This window comes from Streptomyces sp. NPDC023481, assembly GCF_055560195.1.
The window spans coordinates 41,305-55,970 of sequence record NZ_JBVHJE010000013.1; the positions used below are offsets into that span (position 1 = coordinate 41,305).

The 14,666-nt window shown below is 73.7% G+C and carries 12 protein-coding genes; 4 read left to right on the forward strand and 8 right to left on the reverse strand.

The annotated features are described in order from the left end of the window. Window positions 1-37: 37 nt before the first annotated feature. The 3 genes from ACZ3ZD_RS24265 to ACZ3ZD_RS24275 all read right to left on the reverse strand — a co-directional run bounded on the left by ACZ3ZD_RS24265 (window position 38) and on the right by ACZ3ZD_RS24275 (window position 2,945). Window positions 38-958, reverse strand: coding sequence for a thioesterase II family protein (locus ACZ3ZD_RS24265; RefSeq protein ID WP_467400964.1), 921 nt, complete (start codon window positions 956-958; stop codon window positions 38-40). Continuing rightward, window positions 955-1,782 carry a cyclase family protein gene (locus ACZ3ZD_RS24270; RefSeq protein ID WP_467400966.1) on the reverse strand — a complete coding sequence of 276 codons (828 nt, stop codon included), beginning with the start codon at window positions 1,780-1,782 and terminating at the stop codon, window positions 955-957. Before ACZ3ZD_RS24270 ends, ACZ3ZD_RS24265 begins: the two co-directional genes overlap by 4 nt. Before the next feature lie 338 nt (window positions 1,783-2,120). Next, the gene (locus ACZ3ZD_RS24275) at window positions 2,121-2,945 is read right to left on the reverse strand and encodes an AfsR/SARP family transcriptional regulator (protein ID WP_467400969.1); all 825 of its coding nucleotides are present in this window, start codon (window positions 2,943-2,945) and stop codon (window positions 2,121-2,123) included. Between the two features lie 283 nt (window positions 2,946-3,228). Here ACZ3ZD_RS24275 and ACZ3ZD_RS24280 point away from each other — a divergent pair, with 283 nt between their 5' ends. From ACZ3ZD_RS24280 to ACZ3ZD_RS24295, 4 genes are all read left to right on the forward strand, one after another. Beyond that, complete coding sequence (locus ACZ3ZD_RS24280) at window positions 3,229-3,393, forward strand: hypothetical protein (protein WP_467400972.1); 165 nt, start codon at window positions 3,229-3,231, stop codon at window positions 3,391-3,393. Between the two features lie 2 nt (window positions 3,394-3,395). Further along, window positions 3,396-5,690 (forward strand): TOMM precursor leader peptide-binding protein, encoded by a 2,295-nt coding sequence (locus ACZ3ZD_RS24285; protein ID WP_467400974.1) that lies wholly within the window; start codon window positions 3,396-3,398, stop codon window positions 5,688-5,690. 68 nt (window positions 5,691-5,758) lie between these two features. After that, complete coding sequence (locus ACZ3ZD_RS24290; RefSeq protein ID WP_467400976.1) at window positions 5,759-6,484, forward strand: hypothetical protein; 726 nt, start codon at window positions 5,759-5,761, stop codon at window positions 6,482-6,484. A gap of 5 nt (window positions 6,485-6,489) precedes the next feature. After that, on the forward strand, window positions 6,490-8,877 hold the full coding sequence (locus tag ACZ3ZD_RS24295) for a sensor histidine kinase (protein WP_467400979.1): 2,388 nt from the start codon (window positions 6,490-6,492) through the stop codon (window positions 8,875-8,877). Between the two features lie 2 nt (window positions 8,878-8,879). Here the strand turns inward: ACZ3ZD_RS24295 and ACZ3ZD_RS24300 are convergent, their stop codons facing one another. The 5 genes from ACZ3ZD_RS24300 to ACZ3ZD_RS24320 are packed head-to-tail and all read right to left on the reverse strand — an operon-like array spanning window position 8,880 to window position 14,660. Next, window positions 8,880-9,485 (reverse strand): response regulator transcription factor, encoded by a 606-nt coding sequence (locus tag ACZ3ZD_RS24300; protein ID WP_467400981.1) that lies wholly within the window; start codon window positions 9,483-9,485, stop codon window positions 8,880-8,882. 36 nt (window positions 9,486-9,521) lie between these two features. Next, the gene (locus ACZ3ZD_RS24305) at window positions 9,522-10,547 is read right to left on the reverse strand and encodes a 4'-phosphopantetheinyl transferase family protein (protein WP_467400984.1); all 1,026 of its coding nucleotides are present in this window, start codon (window positions 10,545-10,547) and stop codon (window positions 9,522-9,524) included. After that, the gene (locus ACZ3ZD_RS24310; RefSeq protein ID WP_467400986.1) at window positions 10,544-12,298 is read right to left on the reverse strand and encodes an acyl-CoA dehydrogenase; all 1,755 of its coding nucleotides are present in this window, start codon (window positions 12,296-12,298) and stop codon (window positions 10,544-10,546) included. Before ACZ3ZD_RS24310 ends, ACZ3ZD_RS24305 begins: the two co-directional genes overlap by 4 nt. After that, window positions 12,295-13,398, reverse strand: coding sequence for a polysaccharide pyruvyl transferase family protein (locus ACZ3ZD_RS24315; RefSeq protein WP_467400988.1), 1,104 nt, complete (start codon window positions 13,396-13,398; stop codon window positions 12,295-12,297). Before ACZ3ZD_RS24315 ends, ACZ3ZD_RS24310 begins: the two co-directional genes overlap by 4 nt. 41 nt (window positions 13,399-13,439) lie before the next feature. Then, entirely contained in the window at window positions 13,440-14,660 is a 1,221-nt protein-coding gene (locus ACZ3ZD_RS24320; RefSeq protein WP_467400991.1) for a nucleotide disphospho-sugar-binding domain-containing protein, read from the reverse strand. Between the last annotated feature and the right edge of the window lie 6 nt (window positions 14,661-14,666).

Genomic DNA, 14,666 nt, shown 5'->3' on the forward strand with positions numbered 1-14,666 from the left:
GGCCCGGTCACGCTTCCTGGTCAGCTGCATCGCCCTGTCACCTCTCGCTCGTCCACTTGAGTTCTTCGGTCCGCTGTCTGGGCAGGACGGCCGCGGTGGGACCGTTCACCGCTGTCCCGACTGTGCCGTCCGTCTCTCGCGCCCGGCTCAACCCGGGCCGGAGGACGGCTGCTTGGAGGACGTCGGCCTGGTGGGTGCCGTCCGCCTGGCGGGTGCCGTCCGCCCGGTGCGGGCCGTCGGCCTGGTGCAGGCCGAGCGCAGCCGCCGCCAGCATGCGCGGCGCCTCCTTGCCCCGTACGAAGAAGTGGTCGCCGGCGACCGTGCGCAGCCCGAACCCGGCGGGCGCGTAGTCGGCCCACTCGGCCATGCCGACGAGCGGCGAGATCGGGTCGTTGCGAGCGGCGAGCGCCAGCAACGGAGCCCGTAGGGGGGTCTGTTCCGTCTCGCACAGCGCGGCGGCCAGCCGCAGGTCGTCGCGGAGCGCGGGCAGCACCCGCCGCTCCCACACGTGGCCGCCCGCGGCGGCCTGCGGTGGCAGCGTCCCGTAGGCCACGAGGACACCCAGCAGTTCCCTGTCGGACAGCTCCGCCGAGCGCAGCACCGGGGAGCGCAGGTGCGGCGGCTGTACGGCACCGACGGCGACCAGGGCGGGGCCGGGCAGCCCGGCGCGTTCCCTGGACCGCGCGAAGGTGTAGGCGACGAGGCCGCCGAGGCTGTGCCCGTACAGCAGATACGGCCGGTCCTCCAGCAGCGGGCCGAGCAACCCCTCGAGTTCGGCGACGAGTTCGACCGGGTCGGTGATGCGGGCCTCGCGGATGCGGGCCTCGCGGCCGGGCAGCAGCACGGGGACGACCTCGGCCGCGTCGCCGACGACACCCTGCCAGGGGGCGAAGCAGGAGATGCCGGCGCCCGCGTGGTGGAAGCAGACCAGCCAGGGGGTGCGCGCCTCGCCGGTCATGCGTCCACCAGGGCGACGGCCCGGGTCCAGCCGGCCCCGGCGCCCGCGATCTTCACGGGGAAGCAGGTGACGGTGAACCCGCTCGGCCCCGGCAGGGCGTCCAGGTTGGTCAGCCGCTCTATCTGGCAGTACTCGCGGCGCCGCCCGGCGAAGTGGGCGGGCCACAGGACGGAGCGGTCACCGCTCTCCTGGAACCGCCGGATCATGTCACCGAAGGGAGCGTCCAGGCTCCAGGCGTCGGTGCCGATGACCCGGACGCCGAGGTCGAGCAGGTAGTCGGTGGCGGGGCCGTCGAGGCCCGCGAAGTCGGTGAAGTAGCGTGCGGTGCCCGCGTGCCGGTCGGCGCCGGTGCGCAGGATGACGATGTCGAGCGGGTCGGGCGTACGGCCCGCCTCGTCGAGGGCGCGCTCGACGCGCTCCCTGCCGATCACTCCGGTGCCCACGTCCCGCACGTCGAGCAGCAGGCCGGGCCGGTGGAACCAGTCGAGCGGCATGGCGTCGATGTGCCGGGGGGTGCCGTAGTCACCGCGCGAGCCGTAGTGCGAGGGGGCGTCGACGTGCGTCCCGGTGTGGCTGGTGAGGGTGAGCGTGTCCAGGGAGAGCAGCTCACCGCCGGGCAGGTCGGCCGGGTCGAAGTCGAGGCCGAAGTGCAGCTTCATCTCGTCGGCCATGTGCCGGGCGCCCTCGGCGGGCGTCATCACGTCGTGCACGATCGGGTCCGGCTCCCAGGCCGCGGCGTCGACCGCCTGGGACAGGTCGATGATCCGGGGCGCCTTTCCCGCACCTGTCGGTGCTGCCGATGGCGCTGCTTCTGTCACGGTCACGGTCACAGTGAACTCCCCACGGACACAGTCCTGTTGGCGCGCCCGCCGCTGGACGGGGCGGAACGCTGCCGTTGATGGGGCAACCATCGCCGCGGCCACTCGATCCGTGATCGAGACCGGCCACGGCGCCACTGGACACCGCCCCCTGACCGTCGGCCGACGCACCCGACCGAGACACCCGGCCACCACCGAACCCCGACCGGGGCACCCGGCCGCCGCGCGGGACCGGCCGGGGCGCGCAACCTCCGCCCGACGCCGGGCGGAGGGACCGGCCAACAGCCGACACCGGCCGGAGCGCCGACCGTCGGCGGACACCGCCCGGAGGGTCCGGCCCAGGGTCAGACCGCGAGCCGCTCCCGGAAAGGGGCGTGCCACTCCTCCCGGTCGGCCAGGTCGAGGGCCGGGTCTCCGTTGAGCACCGCCCGGTGCAACCGCTGCAGCCGGTCCGAGGGGTCCACGCCCAGTTCGTCGACGAGGTGGCCGCGCAGGGCCTGGAAGACGTCGAGGGCCTGGCCCCGGCGGCCCGAGCGGTGCAGCGCGAGCATGCACTGCGCGTGCAGCCCCTCGTGCAGCGGGTGCCGGGCGATCAGCGCCCGCAGCTCGGCGACCAGGGCGCTGTGCCGGCCGAGTGCCAGCTCCGCGTCGATGCGCCGCTCCAGCGTGGCCAGCCGGCTCTCCTCCAGCCGGACCAGCTCCACCTCCAGCATCGGCCCCACCTTGACGTCGACCAGGGCGGGTCCGCGCCACAGGGCGAGCGCCCGCTGGCACAGGTCCGCGACGGCCGCCGCGTCACCCCGGTCGGCGGCACTGCGGCTGCGGGACACCAGCTGGTCGTAGGCGTGCACATCGACGGACTCGGGGTCGACGCGCAGGGTGTAGCCGCCGTACTCGGTGGCCAGGATGTCCTTGGCCGTCCGGTCGGCGTCGGGGCCGAGTGCCTCGGTGAGCTTGCGGCGCAGCTGCAGGATGTACGTCTGCAGGGTGGTCGACGCGCTGCGCGGCATGTCGGCGCCCCAGATCTCCTCCATCAGCGTGGGCACCGGCAGCACCTGGCCCGCGCAGCCGGCGAGCAGCGCGAGGATCTGCCGGGGCTTGCCCGCGCTCGGCACGATCGAGACCCCGCCCAGATGTGCGCTGAGCGGCCCCAAGAGCTTGATGTCCATCGGTTCCTCCCGTTACGCAGTGGGCCGGCGGGCTGCCGGGCGGACCGAGCGGTTCGGTCCGGGGCCACTGCATCACCGAGACTCCCCTGACCTGCGCCGTTTCGACAGTGCGGTCATCCCGAACCGGGGGTGAGGTTTCCCCGCTTCGAAGCGTGAATATTTCATGTGCGCCTTGTGACGGCGGCACTGGCCGCCGGGTGGGCCGGGTCGACAGGATCGAGTCAGTCGCCGCGGGGAACGCGGCGCTGGCTTACACAGCTGCATCACTCGATGGGGGACAGCGATGAACACGTTTCAGTCTGCGATGGGTTCGGCCTACGACGATCTGCTGATAGAGGAGCTCGGAACGCTCTCGGAAATCGGCGGCGGCACGATGGACATCGCCTGGACCTGCTCGGTGAGTGCCCTGCCTTCGGCTCTGCAGGCCGACTGCCCGATGGCCGCCTGATCATGGCAACAGGGGGAAGTGACACGGCGCTGCTGGGCTTCCGCCCGCATCTGCACGTGGAACACGTGCCCGGCGAGGCCGTCTACGTCCTCGCCGGCTCACGGGCTACGGCGCTGCACGGGCAGCACATCGCCCGGCTCGCCCCGCTCCTGGACGGGACGCGGAACATGGCCGAACTGGTCCGCCAGGCAGACGGCACCCTCGGCGCCGAACGGACCCGGGATGTCATCGGCCGGCTCCGCGCGGCCGGCCTCGTCACGAGCCGGGTCCCAGCCGACACCCATGGCGACAACGGTGAGTTGGCGTACTGGGCAGCGGCCGACCTGGACGGCGCACAGGCCGCGCACGCACGCGCCACGGCCACCGTGCGCGCCCTCGCCGTGGGCACCTCCGGCCCGGAGCAGGCACGCAGCACGCTGCGTCCGGCTCTCACGGACGCGGGTCTGACCCTGACCGACTCGGACGCCGTCGAGGCCGACCTCAGCGTCGTCCTGTGCGACGACTACCTCGATCCGGCGCTGCGCGCCGTCGACGAGGAGCACCGCGCGGCCGGGCGCCCCTGGCTCCCGGTGCTGGCCCACGGCACCGAAGTCCATGTGGGACCCTTTCTCGGAGTATCTGAGCGCGCCTGCTGGTCCTGTCTCGCGGACCGGCTCTGGCGCGGCCGGCAGATCGAGGCGCACATCCAGCGGGCGCTGGGTCGTACCGGCCCGCTGCCCCGGCCCCACTGCGCGCTGCCCGCGGCGAGCCGGTCGGGCCTCGGCCTGGCCGCTCTGGAAGCCGTCAAGTGGCTCGCGGGGTACCGGCATCCCGGGCAGCGCTCGCTGTGGGTCCTGAACACGCTGACGATGGAGTCCGCGCACCACCCGGTGCCGCGCCGTCCGCAGTGCGCGTCGTGCGGCGACCCCGGCCTGGTCGCGGCACGAGTGAAGGCGCCGCTGCGACTGCGACGCCGTACGAAGACGGACACGACGGGCGGTGGCCACCGTGCCCTCACCCCGGACCAGCTCCAGGCCCGCTACGGCCACCTCGTGGACGAGGTGACGGGACTCGTCAGGGACATACGGCAGGACTCGCGCGGCCCCGCCTTCCTCAACTCCTTCCACGCGGGCCTCAACCCGGTCGCCTCGCCGAACGGCGCCGCCGGACTGCGGACGGGACTGCGCGCCACCTGCGGCGGCAAGGGCACCACCGCTCTGCAGGCCCGCACGGGCGCCCTGGCGGAGGCACTGGAACGCTGCTCCGGCTACTTCCAGGGTGACGAGCCGACCGTGCACGGCAGTTATCGCTCGCTCGCCGCCGACGCGATCCACCCGGACGCCGTACAGCTCTACGACCGGCGGCAGTTCGCCGGCCGGGCCGAGTGGAACGCGGCCCACTCCCCCGCGCACCAGATCTGCGACCCGCTGCCCGACGACGCCGAGATCGACTGGACGCCGGTGTGGTCGCTGACCGAGCACCGGCACAAGCTGCTGCCGACCGCGTTCCTCTACTACGACGTCCCGCAGCGCGAGGGCGCCGCCTACTGCATGGGCACCTCCAACGGCGCCGCCGCCGGCGGCACCCTGGAGGACGCCGTGCTCCAGGGCACGCTGGAGCTGATCGAGCGCGACGCGGTGGCGCAGTGGTGGTACAACCGGTTGCGTCTGCCCGGCGTCGACCTGGACGCGTTCGCGGACGACTGGACGAAGCAACTGCGCACTGTACACGCCTCGTTGTACCGCGAGGTGTGGGCCCTCGATCTGACCAGTGACCTGGGCGTCCCGGTGTTCGCGGCGGTCTCGCGGCGCACCGACAAGCCCGCGCAGGACCTGATGTTCGGCTTCGGCGCCCACCTCGACCCGCGCGTCGCGCTGCGGCGCGCGCTGACCGAGCTGAACCAGCTGCTGCCCCCGGTGGCCCTCGCCGCTCCCGACGGCTCCGGCTACGACGTACGCGACCCGCTCACCCTGGACTGGCTGCACACCGCGACCACCGAGAACCAGCCCTACGTCACCGCGGATCCGGCCCGCCCGGCCACCACCCCCGGCACCCACGCCTACGTCTCCCGTACCGACCTGCTCGACGACGTGGAGGCGCTGCGCGACCTGCTCGGCGGCCAGGGCCTGGAGATGCTCGTGCTCGACCAGACCCGGCCGGACGTGGGCCTGCCGGTGGTGAAGGTGGTGGTGCCGGGCCTGCGCCCGCACTGGCCGCGCTTCGCCCCCGGCCGGCTCTTCGACGCGCCGGTGGCCCGCGGGCTGCTCACCGAGCCGACCCCCTACGACGGCCTCAACCCGTATCCCTTGTTCCTCTGATCCTTGTTCCTCTGACCGCAACCCCGCACCCGTCCACTGCCCACCCCGCGCCCGGGAAGGAGGTCACCATGAGCATCAGCAGCCTCGGCGCTCCGCAACTCGCCGAGTACTGGTCCCTGCTGGAGGACGTCGAGGTCGACCTCGGCACCGGTCCAGGCGATCCCCTGGTCCTGAGCCGGGCGGGGCGGAGTCTGCGCGTCGAGGAGCCCAGCAGGCCGCTGCGCGAAGCGGTGCGGCGGATGCAGCTCGGCGCGGTCACCCTGCGCAACGTGGTGCCCGACTTCCCGGCGTACGACACCCCGGAGGACGCTCCCGGCGCCACGGCCCGCCAACTCGTGCAGGATCTGGAGACATTGGGCGGTCTGACCGTGCGCACTCTCGATGCGGGCGGTAGGCCGCTGCTCTCCTTCGTTCCCGTTCGCCAGGGAGCGAGGCTCGCCCCGCGCCCGCTGGAGCCGGCGCCCGGGCAGGTGCTCAGACTGGTCGGCACAGTGCTCAGGCGCTCCTACGGCGCATCCTTGGAGTCGGCGGCGTCGCGCTACCGCGCGCAGTTCCACGGCCCCCGTGCCCTGGCCTTACTCGACGGGCTCCGCCACCGCGACGCCATGCCCACCTCCGCCGCGGCACGCGCCGCGGTGGCCTATTTGCATGCAGCAAAGTTTCTGTCTTGTGAAACTAAACCACAGGTCAAGGCCTATTCGAGTAATTCAACTCAGCAAAGCGCCCAGCTAGGCTGGCACGGCCTGGGCGGAGTGACCATTCCGCTCGCAGAACACAAGCGGGGGGAACGTTGAGGAGTGTGTCCAAGGGCAGTAGGGGCGCGAACCTGATCCGGGCGGTGCACGAGGACGCGCCGATGCGCCTCTCGATGGCCGGTACCGTCGCGATCGCCTTCGGCTTCTGCGCCATCGACATGGCGTTCGTGGTCGACGAGCATCCTCCGGCCGGCCACCTGCTGCTTGCGGGAGCTTGTTTCGCCCTGCTCTTCTGCCTCCAACTGTCCCATTCGTTCCCCGATCTGTTTCCCCTGCCGTACAGAGCTCGCTACCTGACGCTGGCCGCGCAGGCCGTGCTCTCGTTCGCGCCGATGCTCGTGTTCGGTCAGGCGTTCCTCGGCATGCCGCAACTCTTCGCCGCATCGGCCCTGCTGACACTGCCGCCCGCCGTGGCATGGCCGGTGAGCATTGTGGCCATCGCCGGCATGGAAGGGGCGTCCGTCCTCCTGGGTGACGGCTACGACTTCTGGTACGGACTGGTGGAAGTGGCCCTCAACGTCACCATTCTGTACGGATTCTCCCGCTACTCCCATCTCATCTCAGAGGTCCATCGCGCCCGCCTCGAACTCTCCCGTCAGGCGGTCGCCGCCGAACGCCTGTGTTTCGCCCGCGATCTGGACGACCTGCTCGGCATCAGCCTTTCCACGATCACTCTCAAGTCCGAGCTAGCCGCACGCCTCCTGCCGACTCGCACCGAGCAGGCCCGCGACGAAATCGCCGAGGTGCTCGCCACCAGCCGCAAGGCCCTCGCGGACGTCCGTTCCGTGGCGCGCAGCTACCGGCCCCTGTCGTTGACCGAGGTCCTGGAGTCGGCGCGGTCGGTGCTCACCGCGGACGGCATCGCTACGACCCTGCGCCTGGCCGAACTCCCGAGGCTCGCGCCGGCGACCGAGACCGTGCTGGCCGGGGTGCTGCGTGAGGGGCTCACCAACGTGCTGCGGCACAGCAACGCGGAACGTTGCACCGTCTCCCTGGCCGTGTCGGACGGCGGCGGCACCGTGACGCTCAAGGTCCTCAATGACGGAGTGCGGGACCAGACGGACCATCACCGCAACGACGCCGGTGCGCTCGCCTCCCTGGCGGACCGCGTCGAGCGTCTCTCCGGCACCCTCGTCACACGTCGCCGAGACGACTGGTTCCATCTCGTCGTCCGCGTCCCCGCCGTCCCCGAAGCCGATCTCGTGGAGCAACCGGTGAACACCGGTCCCCGGAGCGGAACTCGCGCCACCGTGCCCGCCGTGCGGATTGCCAAGGCCCTGACCATCGCTATCCTCGCCGCCTACTTCCTTCAAGGATTTACCAACACATCCTCCAACGGCGTGACCGGCGGTCGCCTCGCGGCCGCCACCGCTCTCATCACGGCCGGCGTGTTGTTCCAAGCCTGGCAGACCTTCTCCACAGCACCCCCTGCCAGCACACTCCGGCGCGCCGTTCTCGTCGCCCAACTGCTGCTCGCCTTCGTCCCGCTCGCCTTCCTCGGAGCCGACTGGGAGGACTCCTCCGGTATGGCCGCGGGCACCGCCCTGCTGGTCCTCCCCCGGCCCCTGTCCTGGCTGACGTACGCGGGAATCGTTGTCAGCAACCAGGTGGCCCTTTACCACCTCGGCCTCACGGACATCGCCCAGTTCTCCTACCAGCTCTTCATGACCGCCATGACCGGCCTCGTCGTCTACGGCCTCTCCCGCCTGCGCGACCTGGTCGAGGAGGCGCACCGCACCCGGGCGGAGCAGGCCAGGCTCGCCGTGGTCAGCGAGCGGCTGCGTTTCGCCCGGGATCTGCACGACCTGCTGGGCTACAGCCTGTCGACCATCACGCTGAAGTGCGAACTGGCGAAGCGGCTCGCCCTGCGCCGCCCGGAGCAGGCGCGCGCGGAGATCGGGGACGTGCTGACCACCAGCCGGCAGGCGCTCGCGGACGTACGGACGGTCGCCCGGGGATACCGCCCCATGTCACTGGCCGACGAGGCCTGTTCGGCGGTGTCGCTGCTGACGGCCGCCGGGATCCGCGCGGTCCTCGACCTCGGCCACACGGCCCCGCTCAGCCCCGCCGCCGACACGGTGCTGGCGACCGTGCTGCGCGAGGCCCTGACGAACGCGCTGCGGCACAGCCAGCCGCAGGAGTGCCGGATCTCCACGGTGGACGCCGGAGCCGGCACGGTCGTGCTGTGCGTGGCCAACGACGGTGCGGCCACGGGGGATCCACGGCCCGACGACGCGGGCTCCGGGATCGGCAACCTGACCACCCGGCTGCACCGGCTCCGCGGCACCCTGGAGGTCGCCCACCGGGGCGGAACGTTCACCCTGACGGCGCGGGTGCCGCACGACGCGCAGCACGCACCCGCCCGGGACGACGCCGACGACCTCGGCCTCGACCTGGCCCCGGACCTCGGCCGGGAGGTGGTCGCGGCGTGAGGTCACAGCCAGCCGGAGTCCCGGGCGATGCGGATCGCGTCGACGCGGTTGCGGGCACCCAGCTTGGTGACCACGGTCGTCAGGTAGTTGCGGACCGTGCCCGCCGACAGGTACAGCTTGTGCGCGATCTGCGCGGGCTCCTCGCCCTCGGCGGCGAGCCGCAGCACCTCGGCCTCCCGCTCGGTGAGCGGCGAGACGCCCGCGTCCAGGGCGGACAGGGCGAGCTGCGGGTCGATCACCCGCTCTCCGGCCGCCACCTTGCGCACCGCCTCGCACAGCTGGTCCGGCTCGGCGTCCTTGAGCATGAAACCGGAGGCGTGCGCGGACAGCGCCCGGCGCAGGTTGCCCGGGCGGCCCAGGCTGGTGAGGATCAGCACCCTGCACTCGGGCACGGTCGCGTGCAGGGCCTCGGCGGCGGTGATGCCGTCGGTGCCGGGCAGGTCGATGTCCAGGACGGCGACATCCGGCCGCAGCTTCTGCGCCGTCGGCACGATCTCCGCGCCGGAGGCCAGCTCGGCCACGACGTCCAGGTCGTCCTCCAGTTCGAGGAGCGAGACCAGGGCGCGGCGCAGCATATGCATGTCTTCGGCGATGAGAATGCGGATCAAGTCGAGTCCCCCACTCGGCGCGCGACGACCGAGCAATCATTCTCGGCCATGTGGACGGCGTTCAGAGGTCCGATTATGCACCTGCGTGCGCGCCGGTCCGCCATCTCGGGCCGGGGCCGCCCCCTGGTCGGTCCGCCGGCCGTCCGTCCGGCCGCCCGGCCGGTCGCCCGCCGGGCCGAGCAGTTCGACGATCTCGCCCATGAAGCCTTCGTCGAGCATCGTCGCGACGCCGGTGTCGGCACCGTCCACGCCGCCGCTGTCGCCGAGCCCCGCGTCCTGGCGGGCCACGCTGACCAGATAGCCGTCGGGCAGCCAGTGCGTGCCGAAGCCCCACTCGCCGTGGCTGGACGGCCGGCCGTCGGGACCGCACAGTTCCCCGTCGGCGCCGAAGCCGAACTGGTGGAAGCCGAGCCGCATGCCCTGCCCGAGCGCCTTGGTGTAGGCCTCCTTGAGGGTCCAGATGCGCAGCAGTTCCCGGTTGCGCGCGGCCTCGTCCAGGCGGGCGAGCCGGGTGCGTTCGGCGGGGCTGCACAGGCTGCGCTCGACGGCGGCGTAGCGGATGCGCCGGTCGGACAGTTCGGTGTCGACGCCGATCCGGCCGCGGCCGCTGAGAGCGACGACGATCAGGTCCCGGGTGTGGCTCAGGCTCAGCTCGATCTGGCCGCAGCCCCGGATGTAGGGCCGGCCGCCCGGTTTGTAGCTCAGCTCGACGGACCCCGGGTCGACGCTCAGCGCCGCGCCGACCGCGTGCCGCACCAGCAGCCGGGACGCGGCGAACCGGGAGCGGGCCGTGGGGTCGGTCAGCCCGCTGAACCGCTCCCAGTCGCGGCCGCCGAGCAGGTTGCGCAGCTCGGGGTCGGCGAGCGCGGCGGGCAGCCAGCGCTGCCAGTGCCCGTGCACCACCGCGTGCCCGTGCCAGCGCAGGGCCTGCCGCACGGGGGCCCACGGGCCTTCGATGCCGGGGACGTACAGGGGCTCGCCGACCGCGAGGGCCGGTGGGGCGGTGCCGGCCGCCGGGTCCGTCGCCGGGTCCGTCATGGTGGGGGTCAGGGTGTGGGTCATGGCAGGTCCTCTCCTTCCGCCAGGGGCGTGCGGTGCAGGTCGTAGCCGGTCCCCGCACGGAGCCGCGCCACCACCTCCGCCAGCACCCGGGCCGCGCAACCTTCCGGTGGGTCCGGCAGGTCGAGTCCGAGACGGGCCGCGAGCCTGCTCAGGGCGAGCAGGACCCAGGCCGGATCCCCGGTGAACGTGCCGTCGTCACGGCAGCGTTCCCACAGGGCGAGTACCGCTCCGGCCGCCGAGAGCAGCGCGTACCGGTCGACGAGCGCGCACCACTCGGGGCTGCTCAGGTCGGGCCGGGCGCCGAGCGGCAGGGTGGCGCAGCGGTCGTGCAGGGCCCACAGCTCGCCGGTGAAGCCGCGCGCGTACGCGGCGAGTGCGCGCTCGTACGACCCCTGGTCGCGGCGGTCGCGCAGCCGCCCGGCGGTGGCGTTCAGGGCGGCGGCGAGGAAGTCGTCGCCGCCGGCCACGGCGAGCGCGCCGAGGTCGAGCGGGGGCAGGTCGCCGTGGGGCCGCAGGACGGCGTCGGGCGGCTCGGCCGCGCGGAACCAGGACGCCCGGGCGAGCAGCGGGAGCTGGGGTGCGATGACGGCCTGGCAGGCAGCGGTGCCCGCGTGACCGAGCCCGGCGGCCGGCAGGTCCCGCAGCAGCTTGGCGGAGAGCGCCCGGGTGAGCGGCAGCGCCGGGTCCGCGCTGTCGGCGGCGAGCACGGTGGTGAGCGCCTCGACGTCGTCCCGCAGCAGCTCGGGTACCAGGTACTTGGCCGCGGCGGCGGCCAGGTGGGCGCTGCCGGGGAGCAGGTGCAGGGAGCGCAGGGCCGCCGAGGCGAGCGCGTCGCAGGCCAGCAGGTCCGCGAAGACACCGGCGAGCAGCGGCCCGTGCCGCCCGAAGTCGCCGTTGCCGCGCCCCAGTTGGGCTCGTACGGCGCCGCGCAGCGTGGTGTCGACGGAGGCGATAGCGGCGGCCGGGATCAGGGCCCGGTTGAGCTGGAAGGTGCGCAGCGCGAGCCGGACGCCGTCGCCCTCCGCACCGACCAGGGCGCCGTCCGGGACGGTGCAGTCGTCGAAGTCGAAGCCCGAGAAGTGGCAACCGCGCATGCCCCCCGTGAGCTTGCGCGGCAGCCGGCGCGCGGCACTCTCGGGCAGTGCGGCGGGGTCGACGAGGAGCACGGAGTGGGTGCCGCGGCCGGGGGCCGGGGCGTCGGCGGTGCGGGCGTAGACGACGAGGGCGTCGGCCCGCTCGGCGTTGATCACCATGTCCTTGCGTCCGCTGAGGGCGTATCCGCCCGACCTCCTTCGCCGCGCGGAGAGTTCGCCGCGCAGGACGGCGCTGCCGTGGGCCAGGTTGTGGTGCACGATGGCCACGCGGCCGCCGCCGCACAGCAGGCCGGCCAGGTGGGCGCGCTGCTCCTGCGACCCCGCCGCCCACACGGCGGACGCGGCGAACAGGGACGTGATGCCGTAGCCGAATCCGAGCGCCAGGTCGCGGCGGAAGACGGGCCGCACGGCCCGCGCCAGTTCGTCGGCCCGGGTCAGGCGCCCGCCGAGGGCGGCCGGCACCAGGTGCGCGCCGAACCCGGACGCGCTGAGCACCTCCTCGGCGGCCGGGAGGAGTTCCGACCGCTCCTCCGCCTCCAGCAGCGCCCGGAACCCGTACGGCCCCGCCGGGTCCCACGGATCCCCGAGCCGCCGCTCCAGCTCGGCCCCCGCGTCGGCCGTACCCGTCACCGAAGCCTCGTCGGACACGGCTGTCACGAGTGGATCTCCTCGGCGATGCGCTGCTTGACGGTGCGCAGCTCCTCCTGGCGGGCCCGGGAGAAGCCCGTGCCCTCGGGCCTCTCGGGCAGGTCCGTGCCCCCGCTGATCCGCCAGCCCGAGCCGCCGTCGACGAGGGAGCGGTGCTTGACCGCGTAGTACCCGGCGGGCCCGTGGTCGAGGGCGATGCCGGCGGCGCCGGCCGCGGCGGCGACCAGGTGCGGGTGGAAGCGCGAGGTGATCCAGGCCTGTCCGGCGGTGGCCGGGAACCCGTCCGCGAGCAGCGACTCCGCGCTGTAGGCGCGGGCGGCGGGCCAGCGCCGGACGGCCTCGGCGAACACCTCGTGGTCGTCGCCGGGGTCGCACTCGACGATGCCGATCCGTTCGCCGCCACCGCCGGACTCGCCCCACGCCTCCACGGCCTTGACGGCGAAGTCGAGGAGTTCCACGGTCTGCGCGCAGACCATCACCGGCGGCAGCTCCTCCTCCCGCGGCCGGTACAGGTGCGGCCCGAGGTCGAGGAAGAGGTCGTCGCCGGTGCACCGGGCGTCGGGGCGGTCCAGGCCCCGCAGGGACACCTCGTCGCGCACGTCGAGCACGGTGAACGGTTCCACGGCGCGGCGCAGCGCGCTGCCGTCGTCGTCGAACGCGGGCCACAGGCCGAGCCCGGTGAGCGCGGCGCGCCCGCCCGAGCGGCGTACGGCCGCGCCGGCGCCGGCGACGAGCCCGAGGTGCTGGGGGCACAGCCCGTTGACGTAGCCGCCGCCGAGCAGATGGACGACGTCGGCGGTGAGCAACCGCCTGAGCCCCGGGTCCTGTTCGGCGTCGGGGGCGAGTACGGCGCGTTCGACACGCGCCACCGCCTCGGCCGGGCCGGGGCGGCCGGGGGCGCGGGAGAGCCGCCACAGGGTGTCGGTGAACGTCACCCGCGGGTGCAGCCCGCCGAGCGTCTGCCGGGCCCGCTCGGGGTGCACGCAGTCGAGGACGACGTCACGGTCGGGGGCGGTGCGGGCGAGGTGCCGCAGCCAGCCCGCGACGATGACCTCGTCACCGTAGTTGGGGATGCCCGCGGCGGCGATCAGATACGAGGTGGCGGTCATGCCGGGACCTGTCTTTCGGTGCGGAGGAGGAGGAAGGGTCGTCATACGGCGGCGGGGAGGGGCAGCAACTCCTCGATGTGGAGGGCCACCTCGGCGGGGCTGGGCAGGGTGTCCAGCTCCGCGCGCAGTGCCGTGAGCGCGGTGCGGTGCGGGCCGTCGCCGAGCAGCGCGGCCAGTGCCGGGGCCGCCGTCGCGGGGTGCTGGTGGTCGCCGACGAGGACGGTGCCCGCGCCGCTCGCGGCGATACGGTGCCCGGTCTCGGAGTAGATCGGTGAGCGCGGCAGCACCAGTTGCGGGATACCGGCGTGCACGGCGGCCAGGGCGGTCCCGGCGCCGCCGTGGTGCACGACCGCGTCCGCCCGGGCGAGCAGCAGGTGCATCGGTACGGCCTCGGCGACCCGGACCCGCTCCGGCAGCGGGGGCAGCAGCTCCCGCTGGCCGGCGCCGACGGCGAGGACGAGGTCGGCGTCCAGGCCGCGGGTCGTCTCCAGCATGTCGGCGAGGGCCCGGGTGACGGCGCCGGTGTCGGTGCGGCCGAGGGCGACTCCGGTGGTGAAGACGATGCGGGGTGCGGTGCGCGGTCCGGCGGGGGCCGGGGGTACGGCGCCGGGCCCGTTGTAGGGGACGTGGCGGATCGGGACGCGGCGCACCGGCAGCGAGTCGCCGAGCGAGGTGCTGGGCGGCGCGGGGTCGATCAGGGTGGCGGTGGCGGCCCGCGGCTCGGCCCCGTACTTCTCGAACAGGCCGAGGTACGCGGGGAGTTGGTCGCCGGTGCGCGGGTCGCGGTCGGTGCCGGTGACCGTACCGACCTCCCAGCCGTGGGCGAGGCTCGGCACCCCGCACACCGCGGCGATCACCGGTCCGGCCAGGCACAGCGGGTCGTGCACGACGAGGTCGGGCCGCCAGGTGCCGGTGAACGCGACGAGGTCGTCCAGCATGGCGTCGGCGACGAGCGTCTGCCGGGTGGTCGCGGCGCGCAGGGTGCGCGCCTGGGCGTCGTTCAGCAGCTCCGGGCGGGTCGCCCAGCCGGCCGGCCAGGTCCCCTCGTACCAGGCCCTGAAGTCGTCCCTGTTCCCGGCCGACTTGAGGTCGACGGGCCGTCCCACGGCGACGGCCGGCAGGCCGGCCGCCACGATCGCCTCGGTGCAGGCGGGGGGCGCCGCGATCCGCACGTCGTGGCCCGCGGCCGTGAGGGCCCAGGCCAGCGGCACCATGGGGAAGAGGTGCCCGGGAGCGGCCCAGGTGACGAAGAGTGCGCGCATGGCGGT

Excerpts from the sequence above, each read along its gene's own strand:
- ACZ3ZD_RS24265 (WP_467400964.1), bottom strand. The coding sequence starts at position 958 with ATGACCGGCGAGGCGCGCACCCCCTGGCTGGTCTGCTTCCACCACGCG.
- ACZ3ZD_RS24275 (WP_467400969.1), bottom strand. The coding sequence starts at position 2,945 with ATGGACATCAAGCTCTTGGGGCCGCTCAGCGCACATCTGGGCGGGGTC.
- ACZ3ZD_RS24320 (WP_467400991.1), bottom strand. The coding sequence starts at position 14,660 with ATGCGCGCACTCTTCGTCACCTGGGCCGCTCCCGGGCACCTCTTCCCC.
- ACZ3ZD_RS24285 (WP_467400974.1), top strand. The coding sequence starts at position 3,396 with ATGGCAACAGGGGGAAGTGACACGGCGCTGCTGGGCTTCCGCCCGCAT.
- ACZ3ZD_RS24280 (WP_467400972.1), top strand. The coding sequence starts at position 3,229 with ATGAACACGTTTCAGTCTGCGATGGGTTCGGCCTACGACGATCTGCTG.
- ACZ3ZD_RS24290 (WP_467400976.1), top strand. The coding sequence starts at position 5,759 with ATGAGCATCAGCAGCCTCGGCGCTCCGCAACTCGCCGAGTACTGGTCC.
- ACZ3ZD_RS24315 (WP_467400988.1), bottom strand. The coding sequence starts at position 13,398 with ATGACCGCCACCTCGTATCTGATCGCCGCCGCGGGCATCCCCAACTAC.
- ACZ3ZD_RS24305 (WP_467400984.1), bottom strand. The coding sequence starts at position 10,547 with ATGACCCACACCCTGACCCCCACCATGACGGACCCGGCGACGGACCCG.